Annotated in this window: 18 protein-coding genes; 9 read left to right on the forward strand and 9 right to left on the reverse strand. The window is 61.3% G+C overall.

The genetic code is table 11. The features are described from left to right. Positions 1-229: 229 nt before the first annotated feature. On the forward strand, positions 230-1153 hold the full coding sequence (locus ACXJ1Z_RS15400) for a helix-turn-helix domain-containing protein (RefSeq protein WP_463777819.1): 924 nt from the start codon (positions 230-232) through the stop codon (positions 1151-1153). Between the two features lie 33 nt (positions 1154-1186). Here ACXJ1Z_RS15400 and ACXJ1Z_RS15405 read toward each other — a convergent pair whose 3' ends face one another. From ACXJ1Z_RS15405 to ACXJ1Z_RS15415, 3 genes are all read right to left on the reverse strand, one after another. Further along, positions 1187-3631 (reverse strand): CaiB/BaiF CoA transferase family protein, encoded by a 2445-nt coding sequence (locus ACXJ1Z_RS15405; RefSeq protein ID WP_463777821.1) that lies wholly within the window; start codon positions 3629-3631, stop codon positions 1187-1189. A 378-nt stretch (positions 3632-4009) separates the two neighbouring features. Continuing rightward, positions 4010-4456: a nuclear transport factor 2 family protein gene (locus ACXJ1Z_RS15410; RefSeq protein ID WP_463777822.1), complete on the reverse strand. Its 447-nt coding sequence runs from the start codon at positions 4454-4456 to the stop codon at positions 4010-4012. Positions 4457-4568: 112 nt separating this feature from the next. After that, positions 4569-4997, reverse strand: coding sequence for a hypothetical protein (locus tag ACXJ1Z_RS15415; protein WP_463777825.1), 429 nt, complete (start codon positions 4995-4997; stop codon positions 4569-4571). Positions 4998-5527: 530 nt separating this feature from the next. Here ACXJ1Z_RS15415 and ACXJ1Z_RS15420 point away from each other — a divergent pair. The 3 genes from ACXJ1Z_RS15420 to ACXJ1Z_RS15430 are packed head-to-tail and all read left to right on the forward strand — an operon-like array spanning position 5528 to position 6904. Beyond that, positions 5528-5875: a hypothetical protein gene (locus ACXJ1Z_RS15420; RefSeq protein ID WP_463777826.1), complete on the forward strand. Its 348-nt coding sequence runs from the start codon at positions 5528-5530 to the stop codon at positions 5873-5875. Positions 5876-5887: 12 nt separating this feature from the next. After that, entirely contained in the window at positions 5888-6319 is a 432-nt protein-coding gene (locus tag ACXJ1Z_RS15425) for a lysozyme inhibitor LprI family protein (RefSeq protein WP_463777828.1), read from the forward strand. Positions 6320-6331: 12 nt separating this feature from the next. Continuing rightward, a complete protein-coding gene (locus ACXJ1Z_RS15430; RefSeq protein ID WP_463777829.1) occupies positions 6332-6904 on the forward strand; it encodes a hypothetical protein in 573 nt (190 codons plus the stop codon). Here ACXJ1Z_RS15430 and ACXJ1Z_RS15435 read toward each other — a convergent pair. From ACXJ1Z_RS15435 to ACXJ1Z_RS15455, 5 genes are all read right to left on the reverse strand, one after another. Beyond that, positions 6888-7859 carry a tetratricopeptide repeat protein gene (locus ACXJ1Z_RS15435; RefSeq protein ID WP_463777831.1) on the reverse strand — a complete coding sequence of 324 codons (972 nt, stop codon included), beginning with the start codon at positions 7857-7859 and terminating at the stop codon, positions 6888-6890. The two genes, ACXJ1Z_RS15430 and ACXJ1Z_RS15435, sit on opposite strands and share 17 nt — an antisense overlap. Then, positions 7856-8776: a surface-adhesin E family protein gene (locus tag ACXJ1Z_RS15440; RefSeq protein WP_463777832.1), complete on the reverse strand. Its 921-nt coding sequence runs from the start codon at positions 8774-8776 to the stop codon at positions 7856-7858. The genes ACXJ1Z_RS15435 and ACXJ1Z_RS15440 overlap by 4 nt, the downstream gene beginning before the upstream one ends. A 356-nt stretch (positions 8777-9132) precedes the next feature. Further along, entirely contained in the window at positions 9133-9846 is a 714-nt protein-coding gene (locus ACXJ1Z_RS15445) for a hypothetical protein (protein WP_463777834.1), read from the reverse strand. After that, on the reverse strand, positions 9846-10346 hold the full coding sequence (locus ACXJ1Z_RS15450; protein ID WP_463777835.1) for a hypothetical protein: 501 nt from the start codon (positions 10344-10346) through the stop codon (positions 9846-9848). Before ACXJ1Z_RS15450 ends, ACXJ1Z_RS15445 begins: the two co-directional genes overlap by 1 nt. Before the next feature lie 260 nt (positions 10347-10606). Then, the gene (locus ACXJ1Z_RS15455) at positions 10607-11389 is read right to left on the reverse strand and encodes a M48 family metalloprotease (protein WP_463777836.1); all 783 of its coding nucleotides are present in this window, start codon (positions 11387-11389) and stop codon (positions 10607-10609) included. Positions 11390-11774: 385 nt separating this feature from the next. On the opposite strand from ACXJ1Z_RS15455, the gene ACXJ1Z_RS15460 reads away from it, so the two are divergent. The 4 genes from ACXJ1Z_RS15460 to ACXJ1Z_RS15475 all read left to right on the forward strand — a co-directional run bounded on the left by ACXJ1Z_RS15460 (position 11775) and on the right by ACXJ1Z_RS15475 (position 13819). Further along, positions 11775-11939 (forward strand): hypothetical protein, encoded by a 165-nt coding sequence (locus tag ACXJ1Z_RS15460; RefSeq protein WP_463777838.1) that lies wholly within the window; start codon positions 11775-11777, stop codon positions 11937-11939. 31 nt (positions 11940-11970) lie between these two features. Continuing rightward, on the forward strand, positions 11971-12546 hold the full coding sequence (locus ACXJ1Z_RS15465) for a hypothetical protein (protein WP_463777839.1): 576 nt from the start codon (positions 11971-11973) through the stop codon (positions 12544-12546). Positions 12547-12684: 138 nt separating this feature from the next. Next, the gene (locus ACXJ1Z_RS15470) at positions 12685-13092 is read left to right on the forward strand and encodes a hypothetical protein (RefSeq protein WP_463777840.1); all 408 of its coding nucleotides are present in this window, start codon (positions 12685-12687) and stop codon (positions 13090-13092) included. Positions 13093-13138: 46 nt separating this feature from the next. Continuing rightward, positions 13139-13819: a hypothetical protein gene (locus ACXJ1Z_RS15475; RefSeq protein WP_463777841.1), complete on the forward strand. Its 681-nt coding sequence runs from the start codon at positions 13139-13141 to the stop codon at positions 13817-13819. On the opposite strand, the gene ACXJ1Z_RS15480 is transcribed toward ACXJ1Z_RS15475, so the two are convergent. Next, the gene (locus ACXJ1Z_RS15480; RefSeq protein ID WP_463777843.1) at positions 13813-14265 is read right to left on the reverse strand and encodes a hypothetical protein; all 453 of its coding nucleotides are present in this window, start codon (positions 14263-14265) and stop codon (positions 13813-13815) included. The genes ACXJ1Z_RS15475 and ACXJ1Z_RS15480 overlap by 7 nt on opposite strands. Positions 14266-14311: 46 nt before the next feature. Here ACXJ1Z_RS15480 and ACXJ1Z_RS15485 point away from each other — a divergent pair, with 46 nt between their 5' ends. Beyond that, positions 14312-15004, forward strand: coding sequence for a hypothetical protein (locus ACXJ1Z_RS15485; protein ID WP_463777844.1), 693 nt, complete (start codon positions 14312-14314; stop codon positions 15002-15004). The last annotated feature ends 3 nt before the right edge of the window (positions 15005-15007 follow it).

A 15007-nucleotide genomic window follows, 5' to 3' on the forward strand; every position in this document is an offset into this window, starting at 1 on the left:
TCGGCAAGGATGGCTTTGGCATGGAGTCCGCGCCAGTCGGGAGCATCTGAAAAAACTGCTCGAACCTCTTCAACCCACCAAGGCCAACTTCGCAGCGTAATGGTATGGACGATTGCGCACTGATGTTGGAGTTTTGAGCGTCGAACCTATACCCTGACGGACTAGAGTGACCATTAGGCTACCAGGCCCGCGTATCGCAGGAGCCAGGACCCGGGAGAACAGCGCCGCGATGGATTGGACATTTTCCGAATTCCTGAACCTCATCGAGCTCCGGAGCCAAACCTGGTGCATCGTTGAAATGGGCGCCACGGGCGCATTCCGGATACCGCGTTCCGAAGGCGTGCTTTTCTATGCCGCGCTGGATGGTCCCACTTCACTCGCTTTCGGCGGGGGACGAACCACGACTTTAGAAGCCGGCGACATTGCAATGGTGCTGTCGGGTGAGGTGCATTCGGTGCGCGGTCCGCAGGCTTCGGCATGCGACGTCCTGAAGTTTCTCGCTGCCGGTGAGCCGGTCGACGCCCCGCTCCATTTCCGCCTTGGCTTCGGTGAGCCATGTACGAGGATCCTATGTGGTCGGCTCAAGGCGCGTTGGCCCGGAGCCAAACTGCCACCCGGCCTGCCCGCCATGCTGCACACGAGTGCGGATGAAGCCTGCATCGATCTTCCTGCGCTGGTCAACCGTTCGGTCGGCAAGGGAACGACCGCAACGCTGACCCGCGCCGCCATGTTCATCTTCGTCAATGCGTTTCGCACAGATCCATCTTGTGAGCGCATCTTCCACGATGCAGGTCTCAGGCGACCGATCGCCCAGGCAGTCCAGATGATCGAAACGCATCCGTTCAACGAGTGGACGGTGGCGCAGCTCGCCAGCAAAGTCGGAATGGGGCGGTCGAACTTCGCGCGCCGCTTCCTGGAGGATATCGGGGAGACTCCGATGGCTCTGATCACGCAGGAACGGATGAAGCATGCGGTGTCGTTGCTGGAGCATACCGACCTGAAAATCGCGGAGATCGCCGATCGGATCGGATACCGTTCCGAGTCCGCGTTCAGCCACCGCTTCCTGGCGCAACAGGGCCTCACGCCCGGTCAGGTTCGCAAGCAGCGTCGTGTGGCCGAACCCGCCCGCGTCTTGGTGGGAGCTGAGTGCTAGACCGAGCGCGCGGGCTGTAAACGGATTGTTGCTTCAGTACGCCAGAGCCTTGGGTTGTAGCGTGCCGTCGAGACTGACGACCTTGTTCGTCGCCAACCGGTCGATCGCCTGATCGTCGTACCCCAGGTCGCGCAGGATCGAGCGCGTGTGGGAGCCCATACCCTCGTAGGGCTTGCCCGCCTCGCAGGGCGTTTCCGAAAAACGGACGACCGGAGCGTGCCGCCAGTAGCGTCCGCCGGGCGCCTGATCCGCGAACGTCTGGCTCTGCGTCATTGTCATGAAGCCGATCGCCTTGGGCTGCGGATCCTCATGTAGAAAGCGGACGTGGGAAGCCTTGTCGGCACGTACGCAGGCGATGTCTCGCGCGGTTAGCAGCGCCTCCCATTCGTCCGCCGCGCGCGAGCGAAAGATCGGCTCAAGCTCCGCCTCGAGCGCGGCACGGTGGGCGATGCGTGATCCCCAGTCGGTGAAACGCGGATCGGCCCGCAGATTGTCGCGTTCCAGCAGGGCGCAAAGCTCCACGAACTCCGCATCGAACTGCGCGGCGAGGAATACCCAGCCCTCGGCTGTCTGATAGAGGCGGTACGTCGCCTCTAGGCCAAGCTGTGCCTGGTCCGGCGCCCGACGCGGCGGCTTGCCGTCGTAGAGGAAAGCGTCGTCCGAGTTGCAGTAGACGTTCGAGTTCATCATCGAAGTTTCGATGTACTGCCCCTGTCCGGTGAGGAACCGTGCGGCGAGGCCCAACATCATGCCTGTCGCCACGCCGCTGCCGGCGATCGGATCTGGCGATTGGTCGCCTTTCGGATTGTTGCCCTCACCCGATTGGAACACGGAGTTTCCGGAGAATGCCCCCATCGTCGGGTTGAACGCCGCGCGCAGTCGGTCGGGGCCGATCGAACCGTAGGAGCCGGCATAGACGTAGACCAGGTCGGGCTTGATCGCCTTGAGCGTCTCGTAATCGATCTTCAGCCGTTCCGGGGCGCCAGGCCGGTAGTTGTGCATCACGATGTCAGCGCGCTTCACCAGGTCGTAGAAGATCGCCAGCCCGGCTTCGCTCTTGAGGTTGAGCGCCAGGTTCTCTTTGCCCTGGAAGGCGCGGATCATATTCTCGTTGGTGGGCATCCGGCGGTACGGATCGCCGGACAACGGCTCGACCTTGATCACGCGGGCGCCCAGATCCGCGAGCAAGGCACCGGCAAACGGCGCGGCCAGCCAGCTTGCGCATTCCAGCACGGTGATCCCTTCCAGCGGCCGTGCCGGGTTGCCGCCGGTCGGCACGATCTTCGGAGCCGGACGAGGAGGCTGCGCGAGAACTTCCGCAGTATGCTGACCGGGCAGGGGTGCAGGCTGCTCGATGCGGGCGGGTGTCGCGCTCAACTTGGCGAAAGCACCGAGCTGCTTCATCGGACCTACCCGCGGATCGGCAATATCGACCAGATGGCCGTTGGCGATGAACTGTTCGTGGCGCAATGCTTCTTGCGTGGTCTGCATTGTCTCGCCGGCGCAATTGGGGCTGCGTCGATAGAGTTCACGCCATTCCTGCGCCGTCTTTTCCTTGAAGCGTTCGAATATCAACAGATTGAGCGCGATACGATCTGCGTGGTTGGCAAACTGTGGCGCGTGCCGATAGCGTTCGTCCTGTCGGATCCAGGAGAACCCGATGGTGTCGATCCAGGCGTCGAACAGGTCCTGCTGAATATGCGAGTGCATGATCCAGCGGCCATCCTGGGTCTGCATGCACATCTGGCTCGGGTTCGCGGTCTGCGGATCGGATTCATGCCGATCGGCAGTAAGCTCGCCGCGAGCGACGGCTTCCTTCGATAATTCACCGGGATAGAGATCGGGCGGAATCTCCTGCGCATCGAACAAGCGCCAATTGTTGTTCGGTGCACTTGCGCCGGACAGCAGGGTGCCGTCGAGCTTCTGCCCGCGCCCCGTCATTGAGCGTACGCGGAGCGCGGCGACGATCGCCTGAAACGTGAACATGGCGGTGTGATACGACAAGTCGTTCACCGCCCGGAAAGTCGGGCGATTGCGCTGCCAGCCGACTTGATCCCGCATCCGGCCCGCCGTGGCATTGATGATGCCGTCGTACGGTTTGTAGTTCTTGTACGGTCCTTCATCGCCGAACGCGGTGAGCGAATAAAAGATCAACGCCGGGTTCGTTGCCCGCAGAACCCGCTCATCAAGACCGTGTGCCGCGGCCTGGCCCGGACCTAGGCTTTCGATGAAGAGATCCGCGCCGCCAATCAGGTCGGACGCCTGTCGGCGACCATGCTCGCTGTCCCAGTCGATCGCTACGCTCTGCTTGCCGCGTTGCCATAGCAGGTATGCCGGATGGTCCCACATCGGATCGCCGCCGGGCGGCTCCAGCCGAATGACCTCCGCGCCATAATCCGCCAGGATCATAGTCACCAGCGGACCGGCCATGCCTTGGGTCAGGTCGATGACGCGCAGGCCATTGAAAATCTCTGTCAAGCTATCCTCGATCTCTATCCGCCTGTCGCGGTTCTGTTACTGGATACGACGATTGGTGATTTGCAGAGCTAGAGCACGGGCGCTTGGCAGCACAAGATCGCGGCCGTCTCGAATAGCTGTGCTATCGTCCGCGAAGGTAAGTTCTGCTTGGCTATCAGCTACAAGGCTGTGCTGGCTGATGCATTTCGCCCTCATTCCGGCCGTTAAGGGGCCGAGATGACGTGCCCGAAAGCGGTCCATCGTTCATGTCCACCGCCGCATGGAACCGACCCTTCGATAGGCGCAGGCGACGTCAGCTTACGGGCGATGTATCCGGCGCCGCGCGCGGCCAGGTTGGCGGTGGCAAGCGACATTTTACCGGCTCCCCCTGCCAATGTTTCAGTCGAGTTTAGCCGGATTGAAATACTCTCGAAAAAGCACGATTTTGCCGGAGCGAAACTTGAAGATCCCGACCAGATGGTTGGTATACTCTCGTCCTGCCGCTGTGCGACCCTGCGTCGAGACTTCCAGAACCGTGGCGTTAGCTTTCGGACTCGGATAAGCCTGATCCAATTTGTAGACGATGGCAGACACGGACTTCCCCATCGAGCGCCGAAGGAACTGCAATACGTCGGCTTTTCCCCGCACTGTCAGGCCTTGGTTCACATATGGAAGCTCTAGAACCGCGCCGTCATCGAGGAGTGATCCAGCGGCGCCAAAATCAAGCCGGCCGAGCGCATCCAAGAAGGTCGTGGCGATGACTACTTGCGACTCCCCGGTAGATCGCTTCTGTGCAGCTGCGTTCATCGGCATGCTACTAATCGCTGCCGCCAGCAGCAACGCCACCTGCCTGCCTCTATGCATGAATTATCCTTCCAATCTATGGATCAAATCTAGCGATCGGGGAGGCTAGCCGCCGTTCCCTTTCAGGCTAGAGCTATTTGCCCTACAGGCGGAATCAAACCCAACGCCAGAAGCGTGCTTCGGCCAACATCAGCTTCACAAGCAACGGCGGAACACCTTGCCGCTCCAATTCCGACGGGTCAGGCGAGGAGCCGAACGCAACCCGCAACACCGCAATCAGAGCAGCACCCTCGGCAAGTACCAAGACACCAATGCCTACAACGCGCAGCCAGCCCCATCGCGCGAGGATGGTTTCTGCCGGATCAGGAACAATCTTGCCTGCGACCCAGATTCCGCCGCACACCAGCGCGAGCGTGCGCATCGCGAGAGCCCGCCCGGGCATCTTTCGATAGCAGATTGCATAAAGAAAGGGCACGAACAGGCACCAATCGAAGAGTGTGACCGCCTCGCCAATTCGCGGCTGATCTGCCCACGGATGTGTAGTGCGAAAGTTTAAGGCAGCACCAAGCAGGATTGGAAGCATGGCGTAGAACCAGTGCTTTCGTGCAGCTCTTGCGATTGTCTGCAATGCTTCGGCTCCTGCGCTTCGTGCCGGATCTTACGCCTCCTTTTGGCAAGAGGACAAGGGCGCCTCAACGTCTCGGTTTGGGGCGTGAAGGGGCTGTCCGGTATCAAGAAAGCAAGTGCCTGTAGCGGACATGCTTGGCCGAAGAGGCGGGGGCAGGGCGCCTGTCGCCCTCATTCCAGACGCTCAGACGCAACATTGGCATGCCTGAAAGCGGACCCTTGTTCAGATTGCCAGTTCGATCTTGTGAAAGGCCAGCCGTGCTACTCTCAGAAGCTGTAGCAGAAGTGGAGAGTGCTGACTTGGATCGTGAAGGTAGCCCTGATCCGGAGGTTAGCCGCGAAGAAGTACCTCCACTGCAACCGACGCTTCGTGATGCGATATGCCGATTAGTGTTAAGCGGCAGGCAGTTGCTTGCTTTGGCGGAACAGGATGGGCGGGCAGGTGTTGTCGATCATCAGGGGCAAGAACAAGGGAATGTAGGACTCATGAAGCAGAACCCTCGGCTCCTGCTGCTCATCGGCATCGTTCTGATCGCGCTAGGTGCGTTCATGAGTTTCGCCAGTGGGCCGCCCAAGGCGGATCCCGTACAAGCTGTTCAGTGCCGAGAACGGTTGCAGGATCAGGGCGCGGAGATGCTGGCGCGCTGCGGTGAGGCGGCATTTGCCACCGCGATGACGGCGACCGACGCCAATCAGGCCGCTGCCTCGATCAGTGCCAACAACAACCAGGACATCGGTGGCAACGCGCTGGGCATGTTCCTGCTCGGCCTTGGCCTCGTGATGACGCTGGCGGGTCTGCTCGCATCGCGAAAGCACGCCCGGGGCCATGTCTAAAGACAGCTCGCGATGAGCCGACCTTACGCGCTGGTCCTGATTGCGGTTGCAACTTCGGGCGCGGCCGCCCCGGCCTCCACGGATTCCGTCGCGGACTCCGCCGAGGTAGAGTTGCGGCGCTGTCTCGATAGACCCTCGGCGGCATCTACCGCAGGCCAGACGGCGTGCGAGGGCGCGGCGCAGCGCCGCTACGACCAGCGGATGAGCGCGGCTTACCGGGCGCTCATGCGGCGCCTGCCGCCGGCTGCCGCCGCTCGGCTGCGCTCGGCGCAGCGCGCGTGGCTAGCTTTCCGAACCGCCGATGAAGCCGCGCGGTCGGCACTGTACGAGACACGGCAGGGAACGATGTACGTGCCGATGCAAGCGGCGGCGTCTGCGAACATCGTTCGCGACCGGGCCATGCAACTCGAGGATGCGCTGCAGGTGTTGACGATCGATGACTGAGGCCGGACGACGGTGACTGGCACCACCGCTCCTGTCCTGGGCGCGGTTACCACGCAGATGCTGCAGCCGATCATTATCAGCCTGACCCTCTTTGTCGTCTACCGCGTCCTCAGAGGGCGCCCCGCGTACAAGGAGCGAGGGCCGATCCATCCCGATGCGGAAGAGGGCACAATGGTCCCGGTCCTGGCGGCGTTCGCAGGGGTCAAAGGCATGCCATGGTGGTTCGCGGTCGCGAGCAACAACGCCAACCCCTCGCTCGTCATCTTCTCGTCCGGCATCCGCTATCGCATGATCCGCAAGAACGAGCGCCGCTTCGACGAAATCGAGAGAGTGGAGCTCAGGGCGGCCTGGAAGACGGTGAACATCGAGATGCACTTTCGCGGCGAACGGCTGACCTTTGCCGTGAACGTGGGAACGACAGCGGCCGCTCGGGCGGCGCTGGCGCTGTTCCCGGACACGGTCGTCTGTCCGATCAGGCGAAGTCCGTTCTGGCCGGCTCGCCTCCATAGCACCCTTCATTCTCGGGTTGCTGCAGCGCTGCGAGGGGAGCGGCGAGATATTAGGCGGCTCAGCTGGCGTCTTTGACGATCGAGCCGGCCATGGCATCGCGGGAGATGAAGAGCGCTTTCACGGCACTGGCGGCGGACGGTGTCTTCGAGTCGAGCTTCAAGGCCCGTTCCAGCAGGGCGATGGCGCGCGGGTGGTCGTTCTGCCGCCCATTTCCGGTCTGGTAGGCGCGGCCCAGTGTGAAGCAGCTTTCAGCTTCCCCCAAGGTGCAGGCCTTGTCGTGCAGGGTAAGGGCCCGCTGCCGGTCCCTGGGCGCGCCTTTGCCATCGTCGACCATGTTGCCCAGATTGCCGCAAGCGCTGGGCTCCTGCGACTCGCACGCTTGCTCGAACAGCGTAACAGCCCGCGCTTCGTTGCGTTTCACGCCCAGGCCGTCGCGGTGGAGCACGCCCAGATTGTAGCAGGCGTGCTGATCGTCACCATCGCAGGCCTGCTCGAACAGCCGTGCTGCCCGGCGATGATCGCGCGCCACGCCTCTGCCCAGCGAGTAGGTGGCCCCCATGTTGGCGCAGCCCGCCGTCGACCCTGCCGCGCAGCCTTGCTGGAACAGCGCCGCAGCACGGGCGTCGTCCTTGGGAACGCCGTCGCCTCCGACATAGGCGAGCCCGAGATTGGAGCATCCCGTCGCCTCGCCGCCATGGCAAGCATAGGCATAGTATTCACGCGCGCGCTCCGCTGACCGCCCGATGGCCTTGCCCTGACTGTAGAGGTAGCCGACCATCGTGCAGCCGCGCATGTCGCCAAGCTGGCGCCCCTTGGCCAGAATCAACAGGCCGCGCGCGTCGTCTCGGGCCACGCCGTTGCCCTCGATCAGCCGGTTGCCGAGCCTGGTGCAGGCGGCGGCGTGGTCCTCGGCACACTGCGATGTCAGCGCGGCGACGGGATCGTCCGCCGCGGTGTCCGCATCCTGCGCTATCGCTGTGCTCGCCAGCCCAACGAGCAACGCCGCCGATAGCAGGATGGCGCGGATCATTGCGGGGTGCAGGCCGGATCGTTGCAGACGAACGGCGCGTCCTCGGCATCTCTCGCCGCCAGGCTTGCGCGGAACCGTAGCCGTTGCGGGGTCGCTTCCAGAACCGCAATGTCGATGTCGAGGATGCGAATCGATTTTTGCGAAAGCGGAAAGCGCATGGTCTGCGCGCTGCTGGCATGGACGAGATCGTCGATGCTGTAGCCGCGCCGCTCGAAGGCGAGTTCTCCGTTCTCGATCCCCAGATAGGCGAAGTCGTAGATCGTGCCGCTTTCGACCGTGTCGTACTCGCTGGCGTCGGGGATCTGCACCCCTTTGGCGTAGTCGCGCGGCGGGACGACGGCATCGCCTGCAGCGGTGACTTGCGGCGTGCCGAAGGTCTCGGGCGCGGGTGCGGTGGAGCGGATGATGGGCACCTTCGGGTCCGCTCGCATCCTTTCGTGGAGGTCCGCCGGGCTGACAGACGCTTTGGTATCGGCCATCAGGGCTTCGGCGAAGGCGACCTGATCGATCGCGATGGGAAAGCCCCCGCTTTGGCTGCGATCGTCTGCGCAGACGTAGCGCAACTGCGCCTCGGCCACCGATCCGGCCTCGATAGGATTGGGCCCGGCGTAGCTGAGCGCCGTCTTGTCGAGCCGCTCGTCATCGGCGCCATAGCGCAGGACCATGTCCCAGGTCTCGTTCTGCCGGCGGCAGTCGGCGACCATCGAGGCACGCACCGAAGCAGCGGGGTTACCCGGCTCGCGCAGGATCTGGCTGGCCTCGTAGCGCACTGTATCGCCATCGCGCTCTATGGACTCGGCGTCCACGAACAGCACCTTGTCGGCTTCTTGAGTGACGTACCACCATTGCGACGCGCGGGCCTGCACTGCCGAAGGCACGAGCAGCGCCAGCGCGCAGACCACAATCCGAACCTTCATTCTCTCACCTCATCTTCGCAGGGCGACCGTGAACCTGTCGCCCCGTCAAGTCATGCGCCGATGGCACCGGGAAGCAGCATCGGGCGATCCCCGCGTGAATATAGGCATGCGAAGGTCGGCGGCCACGAAGCGCCGGCTTGGTCTGATCGGCAAGCCTGTTTCCCCAACTGCAGCATTCCACCCCAGTCATGGCGCTTAACGCCCTAACAAGGTCCTGATAGCGGACATCTGGCGGGATGAACGGCGTTCGTTGTTGAACAACGGGTTAGCGGCGGCGGAATACTGATTGTGGGTCTCTCGGCCATCACGAGGTTTTTGCGCAGCGATGCGATTGCCTTGTAGATCAGCCAAGCCAGCTACTTCGACACGCGTTTCAGCTGCGCCTGAGAGGTGCCGACCTCAACTTCAAGCGTATCTGCGGAAGGATCGAGCGCGATGGCTGGAATGTCGAAGGGTTCCTGATCGCTGGGATAGTAGGTGAAGCGAAAGCTGTTTTGTTCTCCAGGCGCGACCTTCACGCTACGCAGTATCTTGCGATCGGATGATCGCACGATCTCGACCGTGGTCGCCTTGGCGATCTCATTCGGGCTCGCGGTGTGTCGCCCTTCCGAAAGCATGTAGAGGCCGTTTGCATCGTCCCAGGTCACTCCCAGGCCTTCAGCGGGGCTCCTGTCGGCATTCGTGGCGACAATCGAAAATCCGACAGATGCGTCGCGTGTTGGAGTGCCAGTTGGTTCTAAGCGGACCGGTCCTGGCCGATTGTGGATGTGAATGTACGGATTATCGAGCGTCCAGTAGCCAGTTAAATCGATGAAGGCTGCCTGTTCACTGCCAGTAGTTATGCGATAAAGCGCCGTGTGGTCGGCGTTCAGATGCACGTCCATTTTGAAGTCATCGCTGTCCTCTTCATAATGGTACTTTCCGACAAGCACGCGCTCGTCGCCGATGAACACCGGAACGCTGTTCGAAGGGAGCTGAGCGGCTGCGGGCACCGCAATGGCGAGAAGCGTCGGGCATGCGCGGAGTAACACCATGTTGAGTCTGCTGAGCAGATGGCTTTCCGAGCGCATCACTTTCCAATCACATGAGTACGGATCAGCGGCATCAGCTTGTCGATATTGCGCCGAGCTGTTGCAGCGTCTGTTGCCAGCGAACGGATCGTCAAAAGGTCGCTATCTTGAAGAACGATGGCTGTCGCGCCTGCATTGTCGCCGATCGGATAGCTAGTCACCCAGCCGACCGCCGGCGCAACGTCCAAGGCTGAGAGCCGACATTCAGGAGTATTGAGCTTGCACAGGCGCTCTAGATCGCTGAGCTTTGTCTCGCCCGAACGAAGGCGCTTCTCGGTACCGTCGTTCTGCTGACCCAAGAGGATATCGATGATGGGCTTACCTGTGCAGCTTGGGCAGGTGATGGTTAGTCGATTAGTCTTTGCTCGACCATCGAAACCTTGACCCAACGCGCTGGTGACTGAGGCCTCGATGCGGGTCAGGTCATTAGTCGCGAAGCCTTGTGCCTGCGCGTGCACTGGCGCGATAGCGGCAATCAAGATCATCACAAGTTTGTGCATGGGGTGTTTTCGCTCAGCAAGGCATTGGACTAGCTACAGCTAATCAACGTGACAAGTCGCTCGTGATTATCAAAGTTACGATCATCCACCGGCGACTTGGTGTAAGTTTACGGCGAGCTTCGAAGCCGTGTGTAGTTAGCAGGAAAGAGGGTTTATTTCTAGTTGCCGCAGAAATGGTCCAATGGTAAAACTTGCGGGTTAGCATTGGACCATGCCGAAATTGAGCGATAACTAGCAGCAGCGGCATGCTGAGAAGCGCATCACGTGATCTGCGCTCGCATCCGTTTGGCCCGCTTGGCTGGATCAGGATGGGTTTGCAGCAGTCCGATGCCGCCGCCGCCGCTGAGCGCCGCCAATTTATCCATTGCGGCTGGACATGCCTGTTTCGGGTAACCCTTGGCGGTCATGAAGGTCAGTGCATAATCGTCGGACGCGGTTTCAGCGCCCTGTGAGTACTGGGCGCTGACCACGTTCTGAATCAATCCACCAAGCTCGGAACTGGCGATGGTGCGCACTCCGCTGCTGGCTGTACCCGCCACGCTCAATGCGGCGTCCTGTTGCAGAGCGCGCTTCAAACGCTTCTGCCCATGCTGGAGTTTGACATGCCCGATCTCGTGACCGATCACGCAACGCACTTCATCGTCGGTGAACTTGTCCATCAATCCAGAATAAACGCGCACAGTGCCGTCGCCCATTGCGAACGCGTTCACATCGTTGACCAGATAGGCCTTGATGTCGAGCTTAAGCCCATCGTAGCTGGACAACCCCGTGGTCAGTTTGGCGAGACGAACCGCATACGGGTTCTTGGCCGGAGCAATCCGGTTCTGCCGATCGAGTTCATCGGACATTTGCGAGAAAGTGGCGACAATCTGTTGGTCAGAAACAGTTGCAGCCTGCGCTACTTTCTTGGCCGAACCCATCAGGTCGCCAAAGCTTTGTGCAAAAGCGGTGGACGTCAAAGCAGTGATCATTACCCCAAGTGTTACGGCCTTGGTTAACGCCGGCAGTCGGACGTTCCGAACCATTTCATTTTTGCGCATCATCAACCTGAAAGTCCATTTTCTGCTGCGAGATCAGCTCTGAATAAATCAGAACTGCCCCATCATGACAACTGCATTTTGGTGACAGACTGGAACGCCCAAGTGAACGTCATCAGCGCAACTCGTCTTCCATCCTGGCGGATCCGTCGTCTCATCCGCTGGTTCCTTTCGTGCTGGGCTCAAGGTTAGGCCCCTTTGGATACCTTCGGAGAGATCGATGAATGACGATGTAAAAAACCGACTGGCAGGCTTCGGCTGCGTCGTGGCTGGCGCTGCGATATCGTGGCCGTCCATTTTTGACCGTCTTCGGATAGCCCGACAGGGGGTGCCCAGCATAAGCACCTGGTCTACGGCTTCATTTCTCGTCGGGCCGCTTATGATAATTGGTATGACGTTGATGATCTTGGGGGCGAGAACGGAGGCGGTGACGCGCGATGCGGAAAGGAAGCGCATCACGCCCGTGGGTAACATCATAGCTCTGTTGTGTGCTGTGACCGGTTTCGGCGGGATGCTGGGAACGAGCTATCTGCTGCGATCCTACGGGTATCAATGATTTCGAAGCACATCGACGGGGCCATCGTGAGGTGGTTCTCGCCCACATCGCAGAGCGTGATTGCTTGTTCAGCTTCGGTGCTCGAAAACATGTGACGGCCATGCACTTGGATAGAGATAAGCCGAAGACACAACACCGACGCACGACGAAGGCGGCGCCAGATCCCGAACCGCTCTTGTCGCCGTGGAAGCGGATAGCGGCGGCGGCGTCGTTCGGGATTGGTGGGGGCGGTTGCGCGTACTGGGGGATCCACGACATCGGCGTTCTCGCTCGTGCGCTGGCCAGCGACGCACCGATGATCGAGACGCAGAGCGCCATGCCGGGCTTGCCGTTGATGGGGATTGCGCTTGTTGCGATCGGTGCGTCCTTCCTTGTTCCCGCTGCATCCACCACCAGATGTCGACTTGTTCAGGAACGCGTGGCTGTCGTCATCCTCGTCTCGCTGGTGCTCGGGGCGGTGCTCAGTCTTGCCGGGAGTCTCATCATGAATGCCATGATGGATTGGTACGATTATCACAGTTGTGAAGTCAGGCACGGGCGCCGGATGACGTTCGTGACCTGGGCGGCTCAGGGCGCGGATTGTCCGCAAGTGGAGGCGGATCGATGATCGGGCGGTAATCGGTCTCGGTTTAGGCGCGCGGAAGGTGAGACTGCTGGCGGCGGCGTGGAACAAGCTATGATCATGGATGTTCAATCCACGTTGACCCAACAGGTCCACGTACGGCAAAGTTCGGGGGGGAAGTTCATGCGTAAACTGATGTTGGTTGTCGCTGCTTGTGCAGTTTCGTCGACCGCACACGCCGCTAATCGCGACTATTTCGACCTGGTTTGCACCGGCCAACAGCAGGTCGCGACCGGCAAGCCTGCGGTTGCGTGGAAAGAGCGGCTGCGCTTCGATCTGGTGGACAAGCGCTGGTGCCGCGGCGCCTGCAAGGTTGCGGGCCAGATCAGCCAGGTCACACCCGACGAGATCTCCATCTACGATAGCCGCGCCAACACCGGCGGCCCAGCCGACGTGCAGCTTACACTCTCGCGCACGCAAGGTACGATCCGCGAGGCGGTGGCGGCCGGCTGGTCCGGATCGAGCTTCGGCATCGCCGAGGGCAAGTGCGTGCGCGAAGAATTTAGCGGCTTGCCCGGGCAGAAGTTCTAGCTCCCAGTTTTGCGGGACGCTCTTGGTGCAAGACGCCACCGACAGGTTGCTGGCCCAGCTGCCGTCTTCGGTAGCGGACGAGTTCCGCCGCCGCCGGGGGACCGAAGCGCCGCAAACGCCAGCGGAAATGTTCCGGATCGTGTATGGCTGGATGGTCTGGGCAGGCATTGCGGAGGGGCGTGGCGGTTATCCCGGGCTGCGCGGCGCGCCCGGCTGGGCCGACTATGTGTTGGAGCAGCGCCGCTACCTCGCGACGTTCCAGGCCTTGGTCGAGGCGTTTGGCGCACCTGACTCGCCGCTCGTCAGATCCTTCCAGGATTACAAGGAACGGTATTCAAAAACCGTCAGGCGGATGGGGGATGGCTATGAGCCGCACGTCGACGAGGTTGCGGGACGATTGGTCTATTCGCTGCCGGTGGACTCCGGCTTCATGTCGACGTCTTTCTCGTTCCTGATTGGTGACGACGATCTGGCGATCCTGCTGTCCGATGAATATCGTCGCGCCGTCTTGGAAGTGGTTGCGCATGAGGTGCTGCAATCGTTGATGGGGCGAGGCGCTCCGGACATGACGCCGATCGCGTTCGGGCGTCTGGTCGCCGATATCCTGCACTCGACGCCTGACGATCTTGATGCCTTTGTCGCGGCGATCAGCAGCCGTCATAATGTCGCCGTTCCCGTGCTCGTTGATCAGGTCTTGGCACGGCGCAAGCTCGCGGCGGATCAATGATCGGCAGGCGGTGTGATCGGCGGCAACGTCCAACTCCACGGCCATCGGTCGAAGTCTGCCACGGCCCAAACCTGATTGTCGTCCATGACGAAGAAGCAATACTCCGGCGGATCGGGCCAGCCTGACCACATCCGGTCTTTGACGATCCAGGCGCGTCCATCCACTTCAGCGAGCCCGAGAAGATCATCGGCGAAGCGACTGACAAGGGGGTGCGCATTCCAGATCGCCACCTCATCCGGCAGCGCGCGCCGCCACCGGACTTGCAGCTTGCGGCACCGGCGGGAGCGCAGATAGTAGCGGATGTCCTCGATCATGGTTTGCCCGAACCCGTCCGGATAGGGATCGGGGCGTAGGCCGAACATGTCTGCAAGGAAGCCGAGAATCAACTTGCGCTTCGAGAAACGGCCGTCTTGGGCAAGATCATGGAGATCGTCCACGGGGTGCATGGACCGCGAGCTTTTCAGGTCTGCGCACATTGTGCAATGATAATGCATGCGCCGTGTCATCCTGGTTCTGGTAGTGGTCCTGGTTGTCGCGTGCGTCGCTTGCGGGGCTGAGGCACGGTATGGCACCACCGCTTACCAATTGCGCGGTGTCACCTACTTCGTTCCGCACAAGTACGAGTTCTCGCGCCAGTTCCACGTGCCATGGCTCGACGAGATCGAGGGGCTTGCCGAAGAACCGGCAGAGTCGATCTGGCTGATGATTCCCGCAGCCGAACTTGCCAGCGGTATTCGTGGCTATCGGGGCCACTTCGCGGGTGCTGTCGGTCCGGTCGAGGCGACGATGGTGGTGAACATCCGCAGCGATCGCAATGCGCGCGCGTTCGTCCGCTTGCGTCAGCGCAATTGGGAAAACGTCGAGGCGCGGCTGGCTGAAGGTGCCGAGCTACGGCCCGACCCCTCCGGGATGATGCGGCTGGTCCACAGCGAGGGACCGCCAGAAGACGGCAACCGCAGCTTCTACCTCTTCTCGAACGAGGCAGCAGTCCGCAGCCGAGGAGCGCAGATCGCTCCATCGTGCCTGGCCGAACTCGATTATCGCCGTCAGGAACGCTACGCCTGCAGCTATGTCATCCATCGCGATGGTTTGACGTACGACTTCTCGCTTCATCAGCGCAGTCTCGGCGTGGCCGATCGCGTGCCCGATTACCTGCTGGCACGGCTGTCGGCCTGGAGGAAGTAGCAT

Source organism: Novosphingobium sp. TK46 (assembly GCF_055361525.1).